General features: G+C 71.5%; 20 protein-coding genes. 5 read left to right on the top strand and 15 right to left on the bottom strand.

Annotated features, from left to right (window positions below; genetic code table 11):
• Positions 1-666: 666 nt before the first annotated feature.
• Complete coding sequence (locus tag ABZ854_RS35390; RefSeq protein WP_361219660.1) at positions 667-3,066, top strand: Helicase associated domain protein; 2,400 nt, start codon at positions 667-669, stop codon at positions 3,064-3,066.
• Positions 3,066-3,815 (top strand): hypothetical protein, encoded by a 750-nt coding sequence (locus ABZ854_RS35385; RefSeq protein WP_361219658.1) that lies wholly within the window; start codon positions 3,066-3,068, stop codon positions 3,813-3,815. The genes ABZ854_RS35390 and ABZ854_RS35385 overlap by 1 nt, the downstream gene beginning before the upstream one ends.
• Before the next feature lie 215 nt (positions 3,816-4,030).
• On the opposite strand, the gene ABZ854_RS35380 is transcribed toward ABZ854_RS35385, so the two are convergent.
• The 5 genes from ABZ854_RS35380 to ABZ854_RS35360 form a co-directional block, all read right to left on the bottom strand.
• The gene (locus ABZ854_RS35380; RefSeq protein ID WP_361219655.1) at positions 4,031-4,417 is read right to left on the bottom strand and encodes a restriction endonuclease; all 387 of its coding nucleotides are present in this window, start codon (positions 4,415-4,417) and stop codon (positions 4,031-4,033) included.
• A complete protein-coding gene (locus ABZ854_RS35375; protein ID WP_361219653.1) occupies positions 4,414-4,602 on the bottom strand; it encodes a hypothetical protein in 189 nt (62 codons plus the stop codon). Before ABZ854_RS35375 ends, ABZ854_RS35380 begins: the two co-directional genes overlap by 4 nt.
• 96 nt (positions 4,603-4,698) lie before the next feature.
• Positions 4,699-5,547 (bottom strand): helix-turn-helix transcriptional regulator, encoded by an 849-nt coding sequence (locus ABZ854_RS35370; protein ID WP_361219650.1) that lies wholly within the window; start codon positions 5,545-5,547, stop codon positions 4,699-4,701.
• A gap of 10 nt (positions 5,548-5,557) precedes the next feature.
• Positions 5,558-6,112, bottom strand: coding sequence for a DUF6879 family protein (locus tag ABZ854_RS35365; protein ID WP_361219647.1), 555 nt, complete (start codon positions 6,110-6,112; stop codon positions 5,558-5,560).
• Positions 6,069-6,347, bottom strand: a complete 279-nt coding sequence (locus ABZ854_RS35360; RefSeq protein ID WP_361219645.1) for a hypothetical protein — start codon at positions 6,345-6,347, stop codon at positions 6,069-6,071. The genes ABZ854_RS35365 and ABZ854_RS35360 overlap by 44 nt, the downstream gene beginning before the upstream one ends.
• Positions 6,348-6,509: 162 nt before the next feature.
• On the opposite strand from ABZ854_RS35360, the gene ABZ854_RS35355 reads away from it, so the two are divergent.
• Entirely contained in the window at positions 6,510-7,079 is a 570-nt protein-coding gene (locus tag ABZ854_RS35355; protein ID WP_361219642.1) for a hypothetical protein, read from the top strand.
• A gap of 101 nt (positions 7,080-7,180) precedes the next feature.
• On the opposite strand, the gene ABZ854_RS35350 is transcribed toward ABZ854_RS35355, so the two are convergent.
• Both ABZ854_RS35350 and ABZ854_RS35345 read right to left on the bottom strand, forming a co-directional pair.
• Entirely contained in the window at positions 7,181-7,996 is an 816-nt protein-coding gene (locus ABZ854_RS35350) for a hypothetical protein (RefSeq protein WP_361219639.1), read from the bottom strand.
• A 116-nt stretch (positions 7,997-8,112) separates the two neighbouring features.
• On the bottom strand, positions 8,113-10,062 hold the full coding sequence (locus ABZ854_RS35345) for a pRL2-11 (protein ID WP_361219636.1): 1,950 nt from the start codon (positions 10,060-10,062) through the stop codon (positions 8,113-8,115).
• 260 nt (positions 10,063-10,322) lie between these two features.
• Here ABZ854_RS35345 and ABZ854_RS35340 point away from each other — a divergent pair, with 260 nt between their 5' ends.
• On the top strand, positions 10,323-10,769 hold the full coding sequence (locus tag ABZ854_RS35340) for a hypothetical protein (RefSeq protein ID WP_361219634.1): 447 nt from the start codon (positions 10,323-10,325) through the stop codon (positions 10,767-10,769).
• 28 nt (positions 10,770-10,797) lie between these two features.
• Here the strand turns inward: ABZ854_RS35340 and ABZ854_RS35335 are convergent, their stop codons facing one another.
• The 3 genes from ABZ854_RS35335 to mobF all read right to left on the bottom strand — a co-directional run bounded on the left by ABZ854_RS35335 (position 10,798) and on the right by mobF (position 16,124).
• Positions 10,798-11,100 (bottom strand): hypothetical protein, encoded by a 303-nt coding sequence (locus ABZ854_RS35335; protein ID WP_361219631.1) that lies wholly within the window; start codon positions 11,098-11,100, stop codon positions 10,798-10,800.
• Between the two features lie 44 nt (positions 11,101-11,144).
• Positions 11,145-12,542: a replication-relaxation family protein gene (locus ABZ854_RS35330; RefSeq protein WP_361219628.1), complete on the bottom strand. Its 1,398-nt coding sequence runs from the start codon at positions 12,540-12,542 to the stop codon at positions 11,145-11,147.
• A 1,698-nt stretch (positions 12,543-14,240) separates the two neighbouring features.
• The gene (gene mobF / locus ABZ854_RS35325; RefSeq protein WP_361219626.1) at positions 14,241-16,124 is read right to left on the bottom strand and encodes a MobF family relaxase; all 1,884 of its coding nucleotides are present in this window, start codon (positions 16,122-16,124) and stop codon (positions 14,241-14,243) included.
• Positions 16,125-16,463: 339 nt separating this feature from the next.
• Here mobF and ABZ854_RS35320 point away from each other — a divergent pair, with 339 nt between their 5' ends.
• Positions 16,464-16,772, top strand: a complete 309-nt coding sequence (locus tag ABZ854_RS35320) for a hypothetical protein (protein WP_361219623.1) — start codon at positions 16,464-16,466, stop codon at positions 16,770-16,772.
• A 92-nt stretch (positions 16,773-16,864) separates the two neighbouring features.
• Here the strand turns inward: ABZ854_RS35320 and ABZ854_RS35315 are convergent, their stop codons facing one another.
• From ABZ854_RS35315 to ABZ854_RS35295, 5 genes are all read right to left on the bottom strand, one after another.
• Positions 16,865-17,938, bottom strand: a complete 1,074-nt coding sequence (locus ABZ854_RS35315; protein WP_361219620.1) for a hypothetical protein — start codon at positions 17,936-17,938, stop codon at positions 16,865-16,867.
• Positions 17,938-18,870: a ParA family protein gene (locus ABZ854_RS35310; RefSeq protein WP_361219617.1), complete on the bottom strand. Its 933-nt coding sequence runs from the start codon at positions 18,868-18,870 to the stop codon at positions 17,938-17,940. The genes ABZ854_RS35315 and ABZ854_RS35310 overlap by 1 nt, the downstream gene beginning before the upstream one ends.
• Positions 18,871-19,041: 171 nt before the next feature.
• Positions 19,042-19,476, bottom strand: a complete 435-nt coding sequence (locus ABZ854_RS35305) for a hypothetical protein (RefSeq protein ID WP_361219615.1) — start codon at positions 19,474-19,476, stop codon at positions 19,042-19,044.
• A 121-nt stretch (positions 19,477-19,597) separates the two neighbouring features.
• On the bottom strand, positions 19,598-20,122 hold the full coding sequence (locus tag ABZ854_RS35300; protein ID WP_361219612.1) for a hypothetical protein: 525 nt from the start codon (positions 20,120-20,122) through the stop codon (positions 19,598-19,600).
• The coding region (locus ABZ854_RS35295; RefSeq protein WP_361219609.1) for a hypothetical protein at positions 20,119-20,811 on the bottom strand (693 nt) is incomplete at its 5' end. The genes ABZ854_RS35300 and ABZ854_RS35295, both read right to left, overlap by 4 nt.

The raw sequence follows: 20,811 nt of genomic DNA, 5'->3' as shown, positions 1-20,811 counted from the left end.
CTCCGGCCTGATCGGCGGTGCCGTCCTGCTGCTGGCGTTCTGTGTGATCGAGAGCCGGGTCGCCGAGCCCATGTTCCGGCTCTCCCTGTTCCGGGCCCGCGGAGCGGGATATGCTCCGGCAAGCCGGAGCATAGAGCGCGAATTGCGCAAGCGCAATTCGGATTCCCCCGCAAGCGGGGGAATCGAATTCCGCGAGCGGAATTCCGAACGGAATGCAATTCGCGCAAGCGCGAATTGGAGGCGACCGCGCAAGCGCGATCGCCTGGGCTGGCTACGAGGGGAGGTGCATCACTCGCGATCCTGTGTAGGGCTTGGGGTTCCTGCCCGCCACCCTGGTAGCGAGGGTGACGGACCGTCGGCCCGATCGGGTGCCGGCCTCACCGCAGTGACGGGCTCCGCTGCGCTCCACCCTGACCACTCCCCCACCCTCGACACTGGCAGTTCACGTTCACCAATACCCCGCCAGCATACCCTATGGACCGTGCGTGCGGGGCAAGATTCGGTCAAGTATAAGCTTGCAGTGTGAACATGTCGCACAACTTATGCATCACGAGGTCTAGCTGTGTAGGCTCTGGGTACAGACACCAGCACCCCCGGCCCCTCGTGCTGCGACCGGATTTTCTTTTCTGATTGCGTGCCGAGTTCCGCGAAAAGGAGAACACGGGAATGGCCGTGAAACTGCGTGACCATCAGATCGAGGCGGTTGCCGCCATTGTGCGCGGTCTCGATATCCCGCCGGGCGGCATTCCCGCTAATGGCCTGCGCGGGCAGGTGCACGCCGCGTGCGGGACGGGGAAAACCATCATCGCTGCGGCCTCCGCGAAAAGGCTTGTGCCCAAGGGGCGCATTCTCGTTCTGGTGCCGACGCTGGATCTCCTGACTCAGACGGTGCAGGCGTGGCGCGGGGCCGGGCACACGGGGCCGGCGGTTGCGGTGTGCAGCCTCACCGACGACCCGGAGCTGTGGGACCTCAAGGTGCGCTCCACCACCAACCCGGTGCAGCTGGCGCTGTGGCACAGCTCCGGGCCGGTCACCATCTTCGGGACGTACGCCTCGCTGGGGGTCCTGGCGGAGGCATTCGAGGGCGCGTACGGGCAGCAGCTGGCCCCGATGGACCTGACGGTGGTCGATGAGGCGCACCGGACCAGCGGCTCGATGGGGAAGGCGTGGGCCGACGTCCACAACCAGCGGGTCATCCCCTCGCACCGCCGGCTGTACCTGACGGCCACTCCGCGGATCTGGGAGGAGCGGCTGAACCGCGACGTCGCCGACGGGGTCCGCGACCCGCTGCCGCGCGAGATGGCGGCCTCCATGGACGACGAGCGGGTCTTCGGGCCGGTCCTGTACAAGCTCTCGCTGGCGTCGGCGGTGTCGCGGAAGCTGCTGGCGCGGTACCAGATCATCGTCCTGGAGCTGAAGGACCCGGTCGTCACGCCCGAGCGGCTGATGGGCGAGGACCGGCACACCGAGAAGGTCCGCGGTGAGCGCATCGGCGCCCTCCAGGCCGCGCTGCTGCACACCATGGAGCAGCACCAGCTCCAGACGTGCATCACCTTCCACCACCGGACCATAGAGGCGTCGGCGTACGCGAAGGGCCTGGAGCGGGTCGCGAAGCGGCTGCACGCGGACCAGCCCGAGAAGTACCCGGCGGAGATCTGGGCGGACTGGCTGTGCGGGGAGCACGTCCCCGAGCGCCGGCGGGGCGTCTTGGACGAGTTCGGCTCCACCGCGCGGCGCGCGGTGCTCTCCAACTGCCGCGTCCTGGGCGAGGGCGTCGACATCAGGGCGGTGGACTCCGTGGCCCTCCTGGACCCCAAGGGCGCCCCGCACGACATCGTCCAGGCCATCGGCCGGGCGCTGCGGCAGAAGCCGGGACAGGGGAAACTCGCCTCTCTGATCGTGCCGGTATTCCTCAAGGCCGATGAGGAGCCGGAAGATATGTTCACCTCGGGATCGTACAAGCCCTTGGTGAAGGTATTGGAAGGTCTGCGGGCTCACGACGAAGAGGCCGTGGAATTGCTGGCCATTCCCCAGGAACCACAGAAGGACATGGTCCAGCCGTCCGAATACATCGGCCCGCCGCCCGAGGACGGTGAGGAAGAATCCCGGCTGCTGCTGCGTTTTGCGGCTCCGCGCGATCCGGTGATGGTCGCGGACTGGGTGTCCTTCAACGTGATCGACACCGAACGCCAGGACTGGGCGCGCGGCTGGTCGGCGCTCAAGACCTACGCGGATCGCGAGCTGCACGCCCGGGTTCCGTACGGGTTCAAGGAGGGGCCGTTCCCGCTCGGGGCCTGGGTCGCGGAGCAGCGACGGGCGTACGGGGCCGGGCAGATGACCGGCAAGCGCGCCGCGCGGCTGGAGAAGCTGGGCATGGTCTGGAGCGTCGCGGATGAGCGGTTCCAGGAGAACCTGGAGGCCGCCAAGGCGTACTACGCGGACCACTGGACGCTGTGCGCGCCCCGGTCCGCGACGGCGCTGGACCGGCCGGTGGGGCAGTGGCTGTCCAACCTGCGCCGCCCCGGTGCGCTGGGCGACCGTCCCGAGTGGAGGGCGGCGCTGGAGGCCGTGGACGAGCACTGGGATCCGGCGTGGCCGGCGGAGTGGCAGAGGCACTACGCCGCGCTGCGGGAGCTCCTGACGGACGAGGAGGACCACTCCGACGTCCTGCCCGGGTTCACCGTCCACGGCATGGACATGGGCAAGTGGCTGGCGAAGCAGCGTCAGCACGCGGTCTGGGACGGGCTGATGGACGGGCAGCGCGAGCTCCTGGAGGCCGTCGGCGTCGTTCCGCTGCCCCCGGAGCAGGCGGAGCCCGCCAAGGCCCCTGGGAAGGCCGTGAGCGCCTTCGAGAAGGGCGTGGCGGCCCTGGCGCAGTACAAGGCCCGCGAGGGCTCCGTGAAGGTCCCCAGGGCCCACGTGGAGCAGCTGGAGGACGGGTCGGAGGTCAAGCTCGGCGTGTTCCTGTCCAACAGTCGCAGCCGCCGGGACAAGCTGACCGCCGACAAGCTCGCCGCGCTGGCCGGCCTCGGGCTGGAGTGGGCGGCCACGGAAGGAGCGGCGTGATGACCACGCAGGACCAGGAGGCCGGGCAGCAGCCGGTCAGCGCCGACCCGCGGCAGCGGATGGGCGACTACCAGACGAAGGCGGTCAACGCTCGCATGCGGGTCCACGCCGCCCTCGCGGCCGCCGGGGTGGAGCCGGACGAGGCGGACGAACTCGTCTGCGCGCTGGAGGCCGGCGCCGTCGCCGGGGCGCACTGCTGGGTCGAGGAGCTGGACGGCTGCGCTCCCGACGCCCACGGCACCGCGTACGGCGAGGGCTTCGACGGCGGTGTGGAGCGGTCGCTGGAGGTGCTGGTGTCCACCGCCGACAGCTCCTACCGGCAGCGCGGGCACGGCCGTGTCACCAGGTCGCTGCTGATCGGCGGGGAGATCCTGCGCAACCGGTCCGGGGCCGCGGACCCGGCCGGGGAGGTGAGCAGCCGTGCCTTCGCGCAGGCGGAGGACGTCATCGCGTTCGTGACGTCCGACCCGCAGGTGCAGGAGGCCGGGGCCCGCATCGAGGCGTCGGAGACGGAGCTCGGCATGGAGCTGCGCAGCCGTCTCCAGTCCTTCCAGGACCGCCACGACCAGGCCGTGCGTGACGGGGACGCGGCCGGGCTCGCCGGGAGCTGTCCGGGCAAGCACGGCCGCTGGGGGCGGATCTGCGTCCTGCCCGACGGGCATGAGACCTCGATGGAGGAGCCGCATTGGGGCCGCAACAGCGAGGGCCTGCCGATCGCGTGGGTGGGCAGCGCGCCCGACGACTGGTGATCGTGCCGCCGCCCCCGAACTGGATCGGGCGGCGCCGCCGTTGGCAGGCAGGACCCCGGGCGCACTGTGGCCCGGGGTTCTTCGCTGACCCGGGCCAGAGGCACCGTGCCCAGGGCCTACACGCACTGAAGTGCGATGCCGGGGCGTGGGAGGCGGCAGCATCGCACTGGTGTGCGTGTAGGCCCTGAGGTCTCGGGCCCGGTCCCCTGGGTGAACTACGTGGTGGCCGGGGCGGGTTCGGTGAGGCGGTCCAGCCGCGTGTAGAGGGACCGCACGAGCCGGGCACGGTGCTGGACGCACGGGGCGGTGCCCTTGAGCGGGGCGGCCAGGCGGCCTTCGGTCTCCCGGAGGACGACTTCGGCGAGGGCGCCGCGGCCGTCGCTCTTGGGCAGCGCGGCGGCCAGGCGCCGGACGTCGGCGGCGACCGCGCGGGCGTGGCCGGTGAGCTGGAGGGCGATCTGCTCGTAGTCGCTGGGCGCGAGGTCTGGGTCCTTCCACGCGAGGACGGCGGTGACGAGGGCCTCGTGCGGGGCGCGGTCCAGGGGCAGTTCGGCGTCCAGCAGGCCCTGGGGGTCGTGGAGCACGGCGTAGGCCCCGCTCACCGCAGGCCCACCGCGTCGTCGTCCTGGCCGTGGTCGCCGGGGTCGGCGTCCGGGGCCTGGGCGGCGAGGAAGCGGGCGTAGCCGCGGTCGGCGCGGGCGACCAGCGCCGGGGAAGGCCGGCCGTAGTCGGGCGGTTGGAGGCCGGGGCCTTGGGGTGCGGGGCCGTCGGGTGTGGGTGCGCGCATGGGCACCGCCTCCGTGTGCTGAGTCGCGTCGGTGGTCTTCGACGCTACGGAGGCCGTCGCTCCGTCCTCAACGAGATTGCGGGAAATTGCGGAACTTCACTCTAGGGCGTCGATCGCGGCCTGGATGAGGTCGCGGGCGGCGGTGCCGTGCACGGCCATCTCCGCGAGGCCGGCGAACGCCCTGGCGTAGTCGGCGAGCTCGCGCGGCTGCTTCACCTTGATCTCCGCCGTCAGGGTCTCCACCACGGCCGTGGTGTCGTCGTGGAGGTAGAAGGCTTCCAGCGGCCACACGGTGCGCTGCGCGGTGAACGGGATGATCCCGAGCGAGACGGAGGCGAGCGGCATCACCGCCAGGAGGTGGCGCAGCTGGCCGCGCATCGCCTCGGGGTCGGCGGTGCGGTAGCGCAGGACGGACTCCTCCATGAGCACGACGTAGCGGTGGCCGCCTTCGTAGAGGAACCGGGAGCGGGCGATGCGGGCGGCGACCGCTTCGGTGACGTCGTTGGGGGTGCCCTGGAAGCGGGTGATCTGCTCCATGAGGGCGGTCGCGAAGGCCGGCGTCTGGAAGAAGCCCGGGAACACGTTGGAGACGTAGACCCGGCAAACGCGGGTCTGCTCGTGCAGGGCGTTCCAGTTCTGCTGGACCTTGCGCATCCCGTCCTTGTGCAGGCGGCGCCACTCCAGGTACATGGAGTCGACGGCGCGGGCGGTGGCGATGAGGTCGTCGGCCTGGTCGTCCGCGCCGCACGCCGAACACCAGGCGCGGATGTCCGCGTCGGAGGGCGGGGCGTCGGCCTTCTGGATGCGGGTGGTCTTCGCCGGGTGCCAGCCGCACCGGGCGGACAGGTCCTTCCCGGAAAGGCCGGCGTCCTTGCGCAGGTGGCTGAGCCGCACGGCCAGGGCCTCACGGGCGGCCTGTGCGCTGGACGATGGGGATGCGCTCACGGTGCTCTGCTCAGTGGTTCTGGACGGTGTACTTCTCGTGCGGGACGCCGCGCTCCCAGACCGCCTCGAACGCGGCGGAGCACAGCGCGACGGCGGCCGGGTCGGTGGTGCGCTCCTTGCCGTCGGCCGCCCAGTCTCCGGCGCCGGTGAAGTGGTGGAACTGCACCAGCCGGTCGTCCAGGAGCCAGAAGTCGTTGCCGGGCAGCGCGATGTCGGAGGCGCGTCGGCGGGACAGCCAGCGCACGTCCTCCCCGGCCTGGAGGTTGAGCGGGGTGATGGCGTGCTCGTAGCAGATGTAGTCGGTGACCGGCTCGGAGACGATCCGCGCCCGGCGCATCACCACGCCGCGGGCGACCGCGCCCTGCACGAGCGGCATCCACTGGGGCCAGAACGACCGGCCCGGGTCGAGGTTCGGGACGCCGGTGCGCAGGAAGCTCTCGAAGTCGTCCGTCTCGTCGCCCACCGAGTAGACGTCGCGCATCTCCAGATGGACCGCCGTGCGGTGGGTGCCGGCGAGCAGCTCAGCGAACGTCGCGGTGTTCAGCTGCTGCGCGTTCAGCGGCATCGCACGCCTCCCTCAAGATCTGCACCATGTGGAACGGGAACCGGATCACCCGCTCATGCGGCGGGATCCCCGTCTTGTGGCCGGCCACCCACTCGGTGGAGCCGACCAGGGACTTGAGAAGGGCATCGGCTTCCTCGCCCTGGAGGACCAGGTCCGCGCTCTCCTCTTCCACCCACACCGTCGCTGATCCCTCACCGCCGGTGTTGGGGTCGATCCCGACGAACCGTAGCGTCATCACGTACTCCCCTGGGACTCGGTTGCGCGTAGTTGCGCAGACCGTCCCGCGCGGGGCAGCCGACGTCAAGAGGGCGTCGGCGGCCTGGTGCTTCTGATCCGTCCGGGTGACCAGGAGCCGCAGCTGCCGTGCGGACAGACGCGCTCCCCCTACGGTGCGGCCATGAACACCACCCCGATGCCCGAGCCGCTGCGCCGGGCAATCCACCACCTGGTCTCCGAGGGCGTGCAGAACTGCCAGGAGGTGCTGCGGTACACCGAGCCCGACCAGGCGCACACCTGGAAGCGGATGACGCTGTACCGGGCCACGGACGCGGCGGACACCATGAACATGGTGGCCATGCTGATCGCCGCGTACTGCCAGCACACCGGCATGGCCGCCGACACGCTGGAGAGCTACCTCCAGGTCGGTCAGCAGGACCTGCGGTCCGCCGGCCCGCAGGAGGAGGACCGCGCGCACGTGGCGGGCCTGATGGGCGAGACGCTGTCGTACGAGGCGATGCGGGCGCCGGTGGACCGGATGCGCTACCACCGGGGCCAGCGGCAGGCCGAGCAGGCGCAGCACCCCGAGGACGACCCGGGCAAGCTGTTCACCGAGGCGGTCCTGCACGGGCTGAAGGCGAAGCTGTGCGACGACATCGACTCGCTGGACAGCTACCTGCCGCCGCAGATGGCCGCGATGGCCCGCCGGGTCGCGGACGCTCTCGAAGTGCCGGAGCCGGCCACCGCGTGACGCCGGGGGTGCGCGGTCGTTGAACAGCGCGAACCCAACCGGGCCCCGGGGACGTCATGGCTGATCCCCCGGGGCCCGTGGTGTGTCCGGCTCCGGGTGGGTCAGTTCTTGTCGGTCTCGGTGGCGACGATCCCGGCGGTGGCTTCGGTGTCGGTCAGGAGCAGGACCTGCGTGGGGTGGGTCGTGCTGCCCTGTACGACGTGGACGCGGCCCGGCTGGGTGTTGGACTCCGGGGTGGGGTGGATCTGCGGGGCGAGGCGCTTCCACGTGCGGGTGGTCACCCGTCCCAGGACCACGGTGGAGAAGTGCTCGCGCCACTGGCCGAGGACGCCCGTGTCGAGCTGGGCGCCGACAAGGAGGTGGATGCGGGCCTGGGGGCCGGTGAAGAGCACGTCCTCGAGGGCGCCGACGGCCGGGGACGTCTTGGGGTCTCCGTTCTCCCGGACGGTGTTCCAGTAGCGGGCCAGCTGCCCCAGGGTGGCGTCGGCGGCGTCGAACAGCACGGTCAGGCGCGGCAGGTCGTCGACGTCGTCGCCCTGGTTGATGAGGTGGAGGCGGCGCTGGAGTTCGGCCCGCAGGCCCATCAGGGCGTTGTGGATGTCGGCGATGTCGCGGCAGTAGGTGACGCCGGGTATGCCGTTGGCCCACCGGTGCGAGATCCGCTTGTTGTCGAGGACCAGGCCGTCGGAGCCGTCGTGCAGGAGCTGGGCGGCCAGGGTGCGCAGGACGGTGGTGGTGCCGCCGCCGGTGCCGGAGCAGACCAGGACGTGCGGTCCTTCGCCGTCCAGGTCGATGCAGACCGGCTGCCCGTCGTCGGCGAGGCCGATGAGGACCTGGGAGGCGGGCAGCGCCTCCAGGTGCGCGCGTACGGCGGGGTCGGTCAGGCGCAGCGTCGTGGTGGTCGTCTTCGTCGTCATGGTGCGGTGTTCCGTTTCTGTGCTGTGCCTGGTGAACCGGGTGTTCGTCCAGGCAGGGGGATCGTGTCGTGCGAACCGGACAGGGCCGGTTCGTGGACGTCGGCGGGCCGGGATGGTCAGCCGGGGTCGGTGGTGCCGGCGCGGGGCCGGTTGCGGGCCCACTTCTTGAGGTCGCCGACGCGGTAGAGGAATTCGGCGCCGCGCTTGTCGACGGGGCTGGGGAAGTCCGGGTCGTTCTGGCGGGCCCAGCGCATCGCCTTGAGGCTGGCGACGGCTTCCGACAGGTGGTTCTCGTACGCCTCGCGCAGGCCGACCACCGCGTCGTCCGGGTCGGTTGCCGGGGCCGGGGTCGCCGGCGGCGGCACCATGGTGTCGCCGGGGTCGGCGGCCGGGGTCGGGGTCGGTGGGGTGAGGCTCCAGGCGTCGGCGTGGACGTCCCGGTCGGCGGCCGGGTCGGTGGCGGGCACGGGCGGCAGCTCGGAGGTGCTGGTGTTCCAGGCGTCGGCCAGGAGGTCGGCGGCCGGGGCGGGCGTCTTGGTCAGGGTGGGCCCGGTGTTGCCCTGGGCGTGGACGCCGGACATCGCCCACTCGCGGGCCTCCGCGTTCGACAGGTTCAGCACCTGCGTCTCCTGGGCGCGGCCGCGGGTGACGACTTGGACGCGGCCTGGGTGCTCGCTCGCCATCGGGATGGGGCTGACTTCGGGCACGAGCATGCGCCAGGCGTTGAGGGTGTAGCGGACCAGGATCCGGGTGGCGAAGTTCTCGCGCATCGCCGGGCCGCCGACGGCGTTGGCGGTCGCGGACTGGGCGACCAGGAGCACGTGCAGGCGGACCTGGCGGCCCATGAAGAGGATCTGGGCGAGCGCGTCGACGGCCGGCGATTCCTTGGGGTCGCCGCTCTCGCGGATCTTCGCCCAGTACCGCTTGAGCTGCGTCATGGTCGCGTTGACCTCTTCGAGGAGGATCACGATCCTCGGGCCGACCCGCCACGGCTCCTTCTCGAGGACGTCGTCGGCCAGCTGCTCGGCGAGGGTGAGTCGGCGCCGGCCTTCCTGGGCGAGGTGGACCAGGGCGTCGTGGATCTCGCCGATGTCGCGGCAGTAGGTGACGCCGGGCACGCCGCGGGCCCAGGTATGCGAGATCCGCTTGAAGTCCAGGACGTAGGCGAGCGCGCCGTTGTGGATGAACTGGCAGGTGATGCAGCGCAGGATGGTCGACTTGCCGCCGCCGGTGCCTGCGGAGATCAGGACGTGCGGGGAGTCGGCGTCCAGGTCGACGGAGACCTTCTTCTTGCCCGAGCCCAGGCCGATCAGCGGCGCGGACTCGGGCATCTTCGCGAGGATCTCGCGCACCCCGGGGTCGGACAGGCTCAGCTTCTTGGGCGGGGCCTTGCGCTTCTTGACGATGACGTGGGTGTCCTTGCCCGCGCGGCGCCAGGTGAAGGAGACGTTCTCCAGGGCGAGCTTCTTGACGATGAGGTCGGCGACCAGGTCCTCGTTGAAGCGCATGTGGGTGGGCACGTCGATGCGTATCTGGGCGTCGTCGTCGGAGAAGTCCCTGGGCACGTGGAGGTAGCGGCGCGGGTCGGTGAGCTCCGACATGCCCAGCGGCACCGCGAGCGCCTCGTGCAGCGGGGTCACCCACTCGCGCATGAACTCGCGGCGCTTGCGGGTCAGCAGGCCGTACGCGACGCCGCCGACCGCCGCGGCCGAAGCGACGGCGATGCCGCCCGTCTCCGCGGCCGCGATGGCAGGGTCGGGGTTCTCCCAGACGTCGCGGGCGGTGGCGAAGGTGGAGTCCTGGTTCTCCCACAGCGCCCAGTAGCCGGCCCCGCCCGTCGCGGCCAGGCCGCTGACCCGGAAGGTGAGGCGCTGCCACCCGGCCCGGTAGGAGGAGCGGGACACCTTCCCTTCGACCTTGGGCAGGACGCGGGTGCCCTTGCGCCAGAACGTCGCGTTGGTCTTCCGCTCCCCGTCCATCGGGCGGCCGGCCAGGAACCGGCCGATACCGAACGCCACTGATTCGGCGGTCTCTTCCACCTGCTTGTCGAACTTCGTCTGCGCCACGGCGGTCCGCCCCTTCGTTCTGGTTGTGCGTGCGGGCGTGACAGTGCCGTGGAAAGCGGACACCGACGCTCGGACGCAGAACGTAGAACGGTTCACCTGTGGATAGAGCGGGCGTACCGGGAGGAAAGGCCGCCCCGAACCGGGGCGAAGCGTGGCGTAATGACCTGCCGGGCGGCATACATCGTGAAGTTCGGTGGTCCGATCCAGCCGAGACGGATGGATCGAGCCCTACCAACTCGCGGAGTGGCTACGGTGGTTCGATGTCCTTCGATGAAGCTTTCGTGTCCGATGCGGTGCAGGCCGACGCCCCGAACGGAGTGATCGTCAACGCTCTGCGCTGGGAGATCCTCAACGACTGGATGCAGTACCAGCGCGACAACACGTTCGAGGACAAGACCGCTGAGGGCTCGTACCGGTGGGGCTTCGTGAAGCGCGACACCGGCGGCGAGGCGCTGAAATGCCTGTGGGCCAAGCACGAGCGCAACTACCCCATGTTCGCTGAGGCGATCTGGCTCCTGCACCGGGAGTTCAGCGAGGGCGCCGGGGCGGACCACCACCTGCTCTTCGCGAACGTCCCGCCGATCCCGGCCGACGTTCTGTTCCAGAAGATCGCCAGCTGCTCCGCGCCGGTGCACCGCAAGCTCACCGAGGACCAGATGGTCGCGATCCTGCGCAAGGCGCCGCAGGACTACAGCGGCATGGCGTAGCCGCCGGGCCCCGCGCCATGAGCGCCGGTCAGGGTGTGTCGCCGGAGTAGTGGAGACGGCACACCACACCCGGGCCGGCGGCCGGGCGCGGGGCGTCGGGGAGCGGGTCGTACAGCGCCCGGCCGCCGGGCCACCGCCCCAGCTCGGTCATCAGGGCGACACCGTCGTCCACCTCTTCCGGCCGCCAGCCCGTGATGTCGAGCAGCAGCCCGTCCAGCGGCCCGCCGACCAGCGCGGCGTACGTCTGGTGCGGCAGCGGGCCGGGGTCGGGGTCGTCGTGGTCGTGGCCGTACACCCGGCCGCGCAGCAGCTGCTCGTCACCATCGTTCATCCGGCCAGCCTCCCAGCCGCCACCGACATCCCGGGCGCGACGGTTCAGGCGCGGAAGCGGGAGCGCCAGCCGCCGGCCTTCTGCGGGGCGGCCTCTTCCTGCGCCTGCTCGCGGACACGCTCCTGCTCCTGGCGCACGCGTTCGTCGGCTTCGGCCTGCTTGCGGGCGGCGACGGCCCGGCCCTGGCAGTCCTCGCACAGCTGCGGGTGCTGCTCACGCGGCTGATCCCAGTCCCGCGCGTCGACCGCCCTCCACCGAGCGTCGGTGAACTTCGCGCCGCAGTCCGCGCACACCGGCCGCCGCGCCTCCCGCGCCGCGGCTTCCCGCTCCTCACGGCGCTGCTGCTCCTCGTGGGCGGCCTGGCGGCGGCGGGCGACGGCCGCGTCCCGGCGCGGGTTGCCGATCGCGTCCAGCAGAGGCTGGAACTCCTTGCGGCCGAACCGCCAGAAGATGGAGCCGCTCGGACCGTACTCGATCAGCCGGTCCAGCGTGGTCGCCACGATCGGGATGCACCCGTCGTAGGAGTGGTGGCCGTCCTCACGGTCCCAGCGGCCCTTCCAGTGGTGGCGGGTGAGGTCGGCGACCGCCGCCATCTGCTTCTTCGCGGAGCGCTTGCCGACCTGGTGGAAGACGAGCAGCACCGGCGGGTGCACCCGCTCGTAGCCCTGCCAGGCCGGTGCGGACCAGCGGGTGCGCCACATCGGCTTCTCGACACCGTCGGTGTCCTTCTCCTTGCGCTGGAAGAACCGGGCGTACTTGTCGAACTTCGCGGCGATGAGGACAGCTTCCTCGGTGCAGTTGTCGGCCTCGATGAACAGCAGCGGCACCCCGTCGCCCGGGGCGGTCACGACGACGTCGGCGCGGGCACTGCCGATCGCGGGGTTCTTCCAGGTGCCCTTCACCGGGAGGGCGACCTCGGTGGCGTACGAGGTGAGGGTGCCGATCCCGTCGGGTGCGTCGACGGCGGCCTGCGCGGCGGCGACCGCTTCGGCTGGCTCCCCGGCGACCAGGTCGAGGTCGGGCTTCGGGCGGATCAGGGCGATGACCGTCTCGTTGACCGTCATCGGGTGCGAGGCGCCGGAGCGGCCCGCGCTCTTGGGCATGCCGCCCATCTCTTCCGGCTCACGGTCCAGGTCGATCGCGGCGGCGGCCAGCCCGGCCGCGGTGAGGATGCGGACCTCTTCCCCGCCCCGGGTGCGGCCGCCGTCGACGGCCAGGCCGTGGCGGCGCAGATCGTTCGCCGCGCCCCGGTGGGAGGCGGTCCGCGCTTCCTTCCGCTTGGCCGGCGTCTCCTTGAGGGTGTGCCGGTAGCTCAGGTGCGGCGAGGCCAGGCGCTGTATCTGATCGGCGGTCGCGACCTTGAGCACTCCGAGCACGGACAGCACGTCGCCCCGCAGACCGTTCGACGACCCCGCCTCGTTCGCCTTGCGCTTGCCCGCCATCAGACCCGCCCTCCCCGCACTCGCGCCCCACCGGGCGCACGACCTGTTCGTGTCCGGCCACCGGCTGGGCGCCGGCCCCCGGCCGTGGAGGGGATCGGCCCCCCGCACCCGATGATCTCCCTCCCCACCGACAACCAACTCAGGTCATAGGGGAGAGAAGAGGGTTGTGACAATCCGGCGAGGGCCCGGAAACGGGCTCTGACAAGGGGAAATGCCGGTCGGGTGGGTGCCGGGCACGGAAGTGGCTTCGGCAGTGGGAACGCAAGCGGCGGCGGCAGGAGCTCACCGGGGCCTGTCCACGGCTGCGGGCCGGGCGCGAACGCCCGGGGACGGGCGGCGGCTTCACGGTGCGCAGGGCTCCATCTGCCCGGTGTGCGCCGCTGCGGGAAGGGGCGGGTGCGGGCACAGGGTCCTCGTTCCTCCCGGCCGGGCCGGGGTGGGCGGCGTTCATCCGTCCCACGCGCATCTGTCTCGCGTGCGGGACGGGCGCCACCCTGCTCGATCACCCCTTGGCCGCTGTCTGACCTCAGCGCCGGATGGTGCCCGATTCCTCCGCGACCAGGACCCTGTCGTGCGGCTTTGTCCGTGACCAGCGCCACACGCGGCAGCAACGTCTGCGTGCGCGGTCGACCGAGTCCACCAGTTCCTCACCGACGGCCACGGCGACGCCCACGCCAGGCAGCCGGCGGCCGCGGCCTGAGCCGAACCACCGGGGCGGCGCCTGGGGGAGGAGAGATCTCCGTCCCCGGACGCTGCCCGTTTTCGGTGGTGATGTCGGAGGTAGCAGAGGTCGACAAGGGGTGTGCGGCCCGCCGTGGGGGTGAATCGGATGGCGTCCACTCACCCACCGCGATGCCTGGGACCGAGTCGAGTCCACTCCGTCCGGCCACCGGGTGCGGCGGCGTCCACCGAGTGGAGTCCACTCCCGGCGTGGTGGTGCGCGGCCACGGTGCGCTCGGTGCGGTGCGGTGGTGCGCACCCGGAGCGGTGCGGTGGCTCGGTGCGGTGCGGTGGTGCGGTCGGCGCGGTCGGCGCGCGCACCGTTCGGGCGGTGGTGCGCACCGGTGCGGTGGTGCGGTGCGCCGCCCGCTCCTGGTGGTGCGCACCGGTCCGGACGGTGCGGCCTGGTGCGGTGCGCGGCTCGGTCGCCACGGAGGCCCGGCCGGAGCCGGGTTTCTATATCACACGCCCCCTTGACCGTGATCTGTCTGGAGTCCCGAATGCGCGTTATGCGGGCCCCTGTTGTGCGACAGATCACATGTCGAGGGGATGAGTGCGGGGTGGCGGGCCCGCCGCCTGTCGGCCGGGTGAAGGTACGCAGGGCGGAGTTCAGCGTTGCGTGCGCACCGCCTGGTGCGCGCACCACGGTGCGGTGCCCGGCGGTGCGCGATGGCCTCGGTGCGCGCACCGGTGCGGTTCGATGCGGTTCCCCGCCACCGCACGGTGCGCACCACCGGATCGGGTGCGCGCACCGGATGCCTCGATGTCCCGCGCCTCCCACCGGCCGGGTGCGCCGGAGTGGAGTCCACCCCGACGTCACGGTGGAGCCCACTCTCACCCGGTGCGCTTCGCGGTGGCCTCCACTCCCTCGGGTGGAGCCTCACGGTGGGCTCCGCTCCCCCTGGCGCCGAACCGTCCACCGTGCCCACCGAGTAGGCGGTGGGGTCCACCGCGTCCACTCACCGGTTGGCATCCTCGTCAGCGGTTGGGGCCCGCTCCCCTGCCCTGATCCGGCTGCTTCGGGTGCTGCTGCTGGCGGGCGGGGTCGGCCGCGTCCTTGGCCGGCTGCTTCGGTTGTGCTCCGTCCGCGATGAGGCGGCCCCGGGCTTCGGATGCCTGCGTGAAGGCGGCCAGCAGGGCGAGGTTCTTCGGTGTGTACAGCCACGTCGCGGGATCGGTCGTACGGCCCTCCAGGTACTCCTCGGGCATCGCGGCCTGCTGATGGGCGTGGACGGCGGCGGCCCGCTGCGCCGGGGTGAGGGCGGCGTCCCGGCCCGGGTGGTCGACGGCGTGCGGCGCCGCCTGGTCCTGGTGGTCGGCGGCGCCCGCGGCGGCCGACGTCGTCGCGGCCGGTGCTTCGCCGCCCAGGGCGGCCAGGATCCGGGCGTCGCGGATCGCGTTCTGCAGGGCGAGGCCGGCGACCCGGGCACGCTCGTACCGGGACGACTCCCGCGGCGGCTTCCCGTCGACCCCGGCGACCCACCACCGGTGCGGCCAGGCGAAGTCGGCGGTGTAGGTGATCTGGTCCGGGGCCGGGGTCCGGCGGCCGGGCACGGGGACGGTGAGCTGACGGGCGTGGCGGGACAGGGCCGCATCCGCGATGTAGTCGTCCAGGCCGCGCGTGAAGCCGCGGCCGCGCAGCGTCTCCAAGAGGTGCCGGCGTGCTTCGGCCAGGACGTGGCGGCGGGCGAAGGAGCGGCGCACCGTGAAGACGATGGCCGCGACGTCGACGGCGGCGAGCGCGGTGTCGACCACCGGTCTCACCCGGGCCCGGATGACCGCACCGGCCGCTCGGCACCGCTCCAGCAGCCCGTCGACCGCCTCCTGGCCGAAGCGCAGGATCGCCGACGCACGCCACCACGCGCGCAGCTGCTCCAGCGGCTTGGGGGTCTTCTTCGCCCGGCGGGTGTCCTGCGCCGCCCACCAGCCCAGCCCGTGGCGGGCGCGTTCGTCGGGCAGGCGCCCGTGCTTCTTGACGTACCGGTCGGTGATGCCCACCAGCGCCTGGTCGATCTGCTCGCGGCGGGTGGCCGACCAGTCGATGAGGTCCTGCTCCACCCCGGCCACCTCCATCACGGGGCGCAGACCCGGCGTCACCTCCCGGGGCACGGTCGCCAGACCCAGCTCCTCACACACCTCGGTCGTCATCGTGAGGGTGTAGAGCGTCCCGGCCGCCACGATGTGCTGATAGAGGCGGCGGGTGTCGAGCGCGCCCCAGGTCCCGTCCGGGCGCTGCGCCCGGTTGAGGATCAGCAGGTGGTCGTGGAGTAGCGGGAAGCCGTCGCGATTGTCGAAGTGCCGCCACCTCGAGGCCACCAGGCCCGGCGCCTTCGCGCGCTGGCGGCCGGAGGACCACCGGGTCTGTGCGACCTCGTCCTCCAGCCACCGCAGCACGGTCTCGATGGCCCTCTCGTGGGCCCGCTCGATGACGCGCCGGGTCTGGTCGTCGCCCAGCGCCCACAGCACGACCAGGGACGCCTGCGGGCGGAAGGTGAAGTCGAGGGCAAGCAGGGGAGTCGCCTTGCGCCTCTCGATCTCTTCGATCGGCTGCCCGAGGGCGGTCGCGAGCCGGGCCGTCTCCGGGTCCGCGCCGTCGTCCAGGAGCTCGCGCTCGATCCGGTCGGCGTCCGGGTGCCGGCCCTGCCCGAAGACCAGCTCCATCTGCCGCTCGGTCAGCGTCTGCCCGGCGGTGAGCCCGAGGGCGGCCAGGCCGCGCCCCATCCACACCCCGGGCGGAAGGCCGGCCTTCTCCTGGGCGTCCTTCAACGCCTGACTGGCCGGACGGCGGCCGTCACCGAAGGCGACTCCGCGTACGTAGTAGCGCCAGGAATTTCGCTTCTGCACCTTCGCGACACTCAGCATCCCGGCAGCGAACACGGCTCTGACCTGCGAAGAAAGACCGATCCCGTACGGCGGGAGGGTTCACCGGAACTTCACGGCCGATCCCGCCAGGCGGGCGTCTGCGACAACGCCGTGCCCGCCTGGCGAACGCCCTCCGAGGCCAGGCAAATGCTGCGCGACCACCAGTCCCACACGCCTCACACGCCCCGAAAACGCCAAGTAACCGACTCCAGCGGTATCCAGCGCACCTTCACGTACTGCTCCCCCGGACGACGGCCAAGAACGGCGCCGCCTGCACCACGTCACCCCGTCTCCCGCCCCCGGCACCACCGGGGGCTTCTTGCTGCCTGGAGGACCGACGTGCCCACCTACGAGACCCTGACCCGCTTCAACAACGACCTGCGTCGCCTCACCCCCGAACAGCGCCGCCGCTTCCGCCGGGCCGTGGCTGCCTTCGTCCACGACCTGCGCGACGCCGACGGGCACTTCCGGGCCGGCCTCCGCGTGAAACAGGTGAGCGGGTTCCCCGGAATCTACGAGCTCACCTGGTCCGCAGGGACCGGCCCGGCGGGACGCGCCACCTGGCAGTACGGGGTTTCATGCCGTCCCGGCACACCGCACGTCATCTGGCGACGCATCGGCACCCACGACATCCTCACCGGGCCGTGAACTGCCGCCGCGGTCAAGTCGCCGCGACGGCGTCTTACGACGGCGGCCCACGACCGTGGAGGTCGCGGGCCGCCGGGAAATCACCTGGAGGACTAGCTCCTCGGGGCGTGCAGCGCCTTGTTCCGGATCGCGGTGGTCTTCGCGATGATGGCCTGCCGGACCTTCTCGTACTCCGCCGCGTCGTCAGGGCTGGCGGCGGCCTGGGCGAAGACGTCCTTCGTGACGGCTCGGTTCACCGCGTTGAGCGTCTTGAGCGCGTCCTTGAGGGTGACCAGGTGCTCGGGGACGATCTCGGCGTCCTCGATGTCATCCTCAGCGTCGCTGGCGGTCTCGGACGCCTCCGTCGGCTCCTCTTCGTCGCCGCGGAGGTTCTCTCCGGGAGCATCACCGTTCGATTCGGATTCGAACGAAGGCGCTTCAATTGAAGCGCTCTTGTTCGAGTCGGATTCGAACGCGGGTGCCTCGGTCCCCACTCCGAGCGTGCGCCGGGTGGCCTGGACGATCACTTCCCGCTGCTGCTCGGGCTCTTCCGGCAGCTGGCGGGGCAGGCTCTTGTGCACCGCCATCAGGCTGTCGGCGGTGGGGTGAGCGCCCAGCTCGGAGCTGACGTCGCGGACGACCTCGTAGAGGGTGACGGCGGCTTCGCGGCCGTACTGCTCCTCGGTCTTGCTGGTGACCTTCACCTGTGAAGGCTTGGGGACGGTGCCGGTCTTGTGGGCCGTCTCCAGGGCGAGCGGCGCGTTCTTGCGGAGCTGGCGGCCGTAGACGGCGGATCGGCCGATCTTCGCTTCGACGTAGTTTCCGAGGCTGGTGTGGGTGCGGCGCCACCACCGGCCCTTCGCCGCGCGTTCCAGGCCCTGCGCGATGACCCAGACGGCGGCGTCGCCCGCAGCGAGCGCCGTACTGATGACGGCTTCGGTCTGCTCCTTCTGCTCCAGCTCCGTCTCGGTCAGCTCGGAGGTGTCGTGGTCGTCGACGGCCTGGACGTCGTCGAGGCTCGGCAGTCCGTCGGCGAGGCGGAGCACGGCGTCGATGCTGGAGGCCGGCGCCGGTCCGTCGAGGATCGCTTCGGTGCGGGTCACCACGGCGGCTCCGCCCCCGGAGGAGTAGCCCTCTTCGTCGCCGAAGAGGTCGTCCAGGGCGTCGGTTGCGTCGTAGCTGGGCATCAGGCAGCCACTCCGTTCCCGAAGAGGATGTTGGCGCCGCGGTCGTAGTCCAGGACCGTGGTGGCGCCGGGCGCGAAGATCCGCAGCGGCTGCTTGGCGAGCTGGGCTTCCCCGATGCGCACCGAGGTGCGGGCGGGCAGGATCACGGCGTCGGGGTACGCCTTGGCGAGCCTGCCGCCGATCTGCCGGGAGAGGGTGGACTTCTCGAAGTCGGTGAGCACGACGGCCGCGACGCGCAGCTCGGTGTTCAGCCGGGCTTGCACGGAGGTGATCGTGCGGTTGAGGGCAGCGGCACCCCGCACGTCGAGACCGCTGGCGCCCTGGACCGGGATGACGACGTCGTGAGCCGCTACGAGGGCGGACACGGTGAGCGGTCCAAGCTTCGGTCCGCAGTCGATGATGTTGACGTCGATGCCGTCGTCGGCCTTGGACAGGTGGAACTGGAGCTGGGTCTCCGTGCCAGTCGGGTGCTTGGTCTCAACGTCGTCCAAGTCCGGGAAGGACGGGACGAAGTACAGGCCCTCGAACGGGGTGGCGTAGGTGATCTCCTGCAACGTCACCGACTGGTCGAAGTACAGGTGCATCAGGTTCTTGCGGTCGGCCGGCTCCACGCCCTCGGGGTAGAAGTACCGCAGCCATACCGACAGGGACGCTTCCTGCGGGTCGGCGTCGATGATCCGTACGCGCAGGCCGCGGGCAACGAGGGCCATCGCGAACTCGAGCGCGGTCGTGGTCTTGCCCGCGCCGCCCTTCTGGTTGCAGATGGCGATGACGCGGGGCAGCGACCCCGGCAGGAAGGTCGCCGGCACCACGATGCCGGCCCTCCACTCGTGGAAGGTCGAGTCGACGTCCCACTCGGTGACGATGTCGAGGAATGCCAGATCGTCGCTCAGCGGCGGAACCTGTACGGTCTCTCCTTGTGTTTCTCGCATAGCCCGCAACCGTAGCGGGTGAAACACAGGACTCGCCCCGTCTGGTCTTACGACTGGTCGGGGCGCTTCCGTTTCTGCTCGGTGAAGCCGCTGACCAGGCGATTCGAACACCACGCCGTACAAGGCGGGTTGGCTTGCGGTCAGGTGGACCAGTTTGCGGGAGCGCCTTTGTCACGCATGCGCACTGGCCGGGCGTCTCGCGTCGTGGCGAACGTTCTTCAGGGCATCGGACGCGCAGCGGATGAACGGCCCGGCCAGGTCCGGCGCCAGGATTGCCTGGAGGGCGAGCAGAACGTGCTGTGCCTCTTGGCGACCCTCCACTTCCTCCAGCGGTCCGAGGCGGGTGTGGAGCTCGCGGGCGAGGTGTTCAGCGAACTGGTGGGGAAGCGGGGAGGTAGCCCCCTGTTGGCTGGCGGCATCGGCCCGGAGCGCGGCCTGGAGGAAGGCGGCGAAGTCGTCTTCGCTGAGTAGGCCGGCCATCGCTCTGGTCAGGTAGACCGCGGCCGTGTACCGGGTGGGCTGGTTGCGGTCCTTCTTCGGGCCGAACCGCTCGCGCAGCAGGTCGGCGAGTTCGTCGGGGTAGTCCATGAGGTTCGGGGTGTCCACGCGGACAGCAAAGCCATCACCGACCGGCCGGAGGGCGCGACTCGCCGGAAGTCCCCGAAACGCAAAGAAGGCCCGCACTCCCCGCGTTCGCAGGGGGTACGGGCCTTCGTGGTGCCGGGTGTCAGGCCGCCCAGGTGGCGGGCGCGCCTTCGTCGGGGTTGGGGATGTCGCCAGCGGTCACCAGGGCGGCGGGGTGCCGCAGGGCGGTGACCGGGACGGCCCCGGGTTCGTCGGCCGGCGCCCACACCATCCGCCAGGTGTCGTCCCACTCGCAGGCGCATCCGTGGTCGGGGTGCGGGTGCCGTAAGAAGAGGCCGTGGGTGTGGACGGCACGCGGGATGCGGGGGATGAGCACCGAGGGGTCGTCGCCGGGGTAGAGGTGGAGGTTCCGCCAGCCGTGGACCCGGGCCATGTACGCGGCGGCGGCCTCGATGACGTCGGCCCACCGGTGGTGTCCGAGGACGATGAACGCGACCGGGTAGAGGTGATCCTCGGTGGCGTCGTCGATCCCGGTGACGTGCAGGTCGCGATGGACGACGAAGCCGTTCTCCACGGCGTCGTCGCCGGGCGTCCAGAGCTGTTCGACGGGGTGCATCGTGCCGTCGTCGCCCTCGCTGGTCTCGATCTCGTACAGGGCGGCGGTCATCGGGCGGGCTCCTGTTCGGGGGTGGGGCGGGCTCCTGCCACGTAGGCCGGGCGCAGGTAGCGGGCGGCGATGTCCACGAAGTCGTCGTGGGCGACCTTCGCGGCCTCGCGTACCTCGGTGAGCCGGTGCTTGGCGGCCTGGTGGTCGGTGTCGGCCGTGGCGGCGGGGATCGCCTGCCGGATCGCGAACGTCAGCGTGATCATGCGGTCGGCGGCGGCGCGCACCGCCTGGTCCTCGATGAGGACGCGCAGGGCGACCAGCGGGCGGGTGACCGCGCTGCGGGTCATGTGGCTCTCGCCGCGCAGGGCCTCGATCCGGTCGGGGCCGGCCTGCTTGAGGACGGCGTCGCCGCGCCTCCACATCGCGGTGCGGTGGTCGGAGGCGGCGCAGGCGAGGGCGGTGACGGCCTCCAGGCGGTCGCGGCGGATCGCCTCGCCGTGGGCGGCGCGCACCTGCCGTTCGGCGGCGCGCTCCTGGAATCGACCAGACACGATGGCGCCCAGCAGGGTGGCGACGATGGCGAGCGCTGCGGTGATGAGGGTGGGTAACACGCTGGTCCTCTCGGTGGGCTGACGGAGTGCGGGGACGGGGGCGCGCCGCGCCCTGCCGGGAAGGGCGGGGGTGCCGGGGCGGCCGGTGCCGGTGGCGTGCCGTACGGATACAACCGTGAGGGTTCCGGGGCGGCCGGT

Source organism: Streptomyces sp. NPDC047028, assembly GCF_040644095.1.
Lineage (GTDB): Bacteria > Actinomycetota > Actinomycetes > Streptomycetales > Streptomycetaceae > Streptomyces.
The sequence above is the reverse complement of the archived record's forward strand: the minus strand, read 5'-3'. Positions and strand labels throughout refer to the sequence as shown.

What these genes read in the sequence shown, in the direction of transcription:
- ABZ854_RS35390 (WP_361219660.1), top strand. Translation starts at nt 667, where the DNA reads ATGGCCGTGAAACTGCGTGACCATCAGATCGAGGCGGTTGCCGCCATT.
- ABZ854_RS35385 (WP_361219658.1), top strand. Translation starts at nt 3,066, where the DNA reads ATGACCACGCAGGACCAGGAGGCCGGGCAGCAGCCGGTCAGCGCCGAC.
- ABZ854_RS35375 (WP_361219653.1), bottom strand. Translation starts at nt 4,602, where the DNA reads ATGCGCGCACCCACACCCGACGGCCCCGCACCCCAAGGCCCCGGCCTC.
- ABZ854_RS35365 (WP_361219647.1), bottom strand. Translation starts at nt 6,112, where the DNA reads ATGCCGCTGAACGCGCAGCAGCTGAACACCGCGACGTTCGCTGAGCTG.
- ABZ854_RS35360 (WP_361219645.1), bottom strand. Translation starts at nt 6,347, where the DNA reads ATGACGCTACGGTTCGTCGGGATCGACCCCAACACCGGCGGTGAGGGA.
- ABZ854_RS35355 (WP_361219642.1), top strand. Translation starts at nt 6,510, where the DNA reads ATGAACACCACCCCGATGCCCGAGCCGCTGCGCCGGGCAATCCACCAC.
- ABZ854_RS35350 (WP_361219639.1), bottom strand. Translation starts at nt 7,996, where the DNA reads ATGACGACGAAGACGACCACCACGACGCTGCGCCTGACCGACCCCGCC.
- ABZ854_RS35340 (WP_361219634.1), top strand. Translation starts at nt 10,323, where the DNA reads ATGTCCTTCGATGAAGCTTTCGTGTCCGATGCGGTGCAGGCCGACGCC.
- ABZ854_RS35335 (WP_361219631.1), bottom strand. Translation starts at nt 11,100, where the DNA reads ATGAACGATGGTGACGAGCAGCTGCTGCGCGGCCGGGTGTACGGCCAC.
- ABZ854_RS35330 (WP_361219628.1), bottom strand. Translation starts at nt 12,542, where the DNA reads ATGGCGGGCAAGCGCAAGGCGAACGAGGCGGGGTCGTCGAACGGTCTG.
- mobF (WP_361219626.1), bottom strand. Translation starts at nt 16,124, where the DNA reads ATGCTGAGTGTCGCGAAGGTGCAGAAGCGAAATTCCTGGCGCTACTAC.
- ABZ854_RS35315 (WP_361219620.1), bottom strand. Translation starts at nt 17,938, where the DNA reads ATGCCCAGCTACGACGCAACCGACGCCCTGGACGACCTCTTCGGCGAC.
- ABZ854_RS35310 (WP_361219617.1), bottom strand. Translation starts at nt 18,870, where the DNA reads ATGCGAGAAACACAAGGAGAGACCGTACAGGTTCCGCCGCTGAGCGAC.
- ABZ854_RS35300 (WP_361219612.1), bottom strand. Translation starts at nt 20,122, where the DNA reads ATGACCGCCGCCCTGTACGAGATCGAGACCAGCGAGGGCGACGACGGC.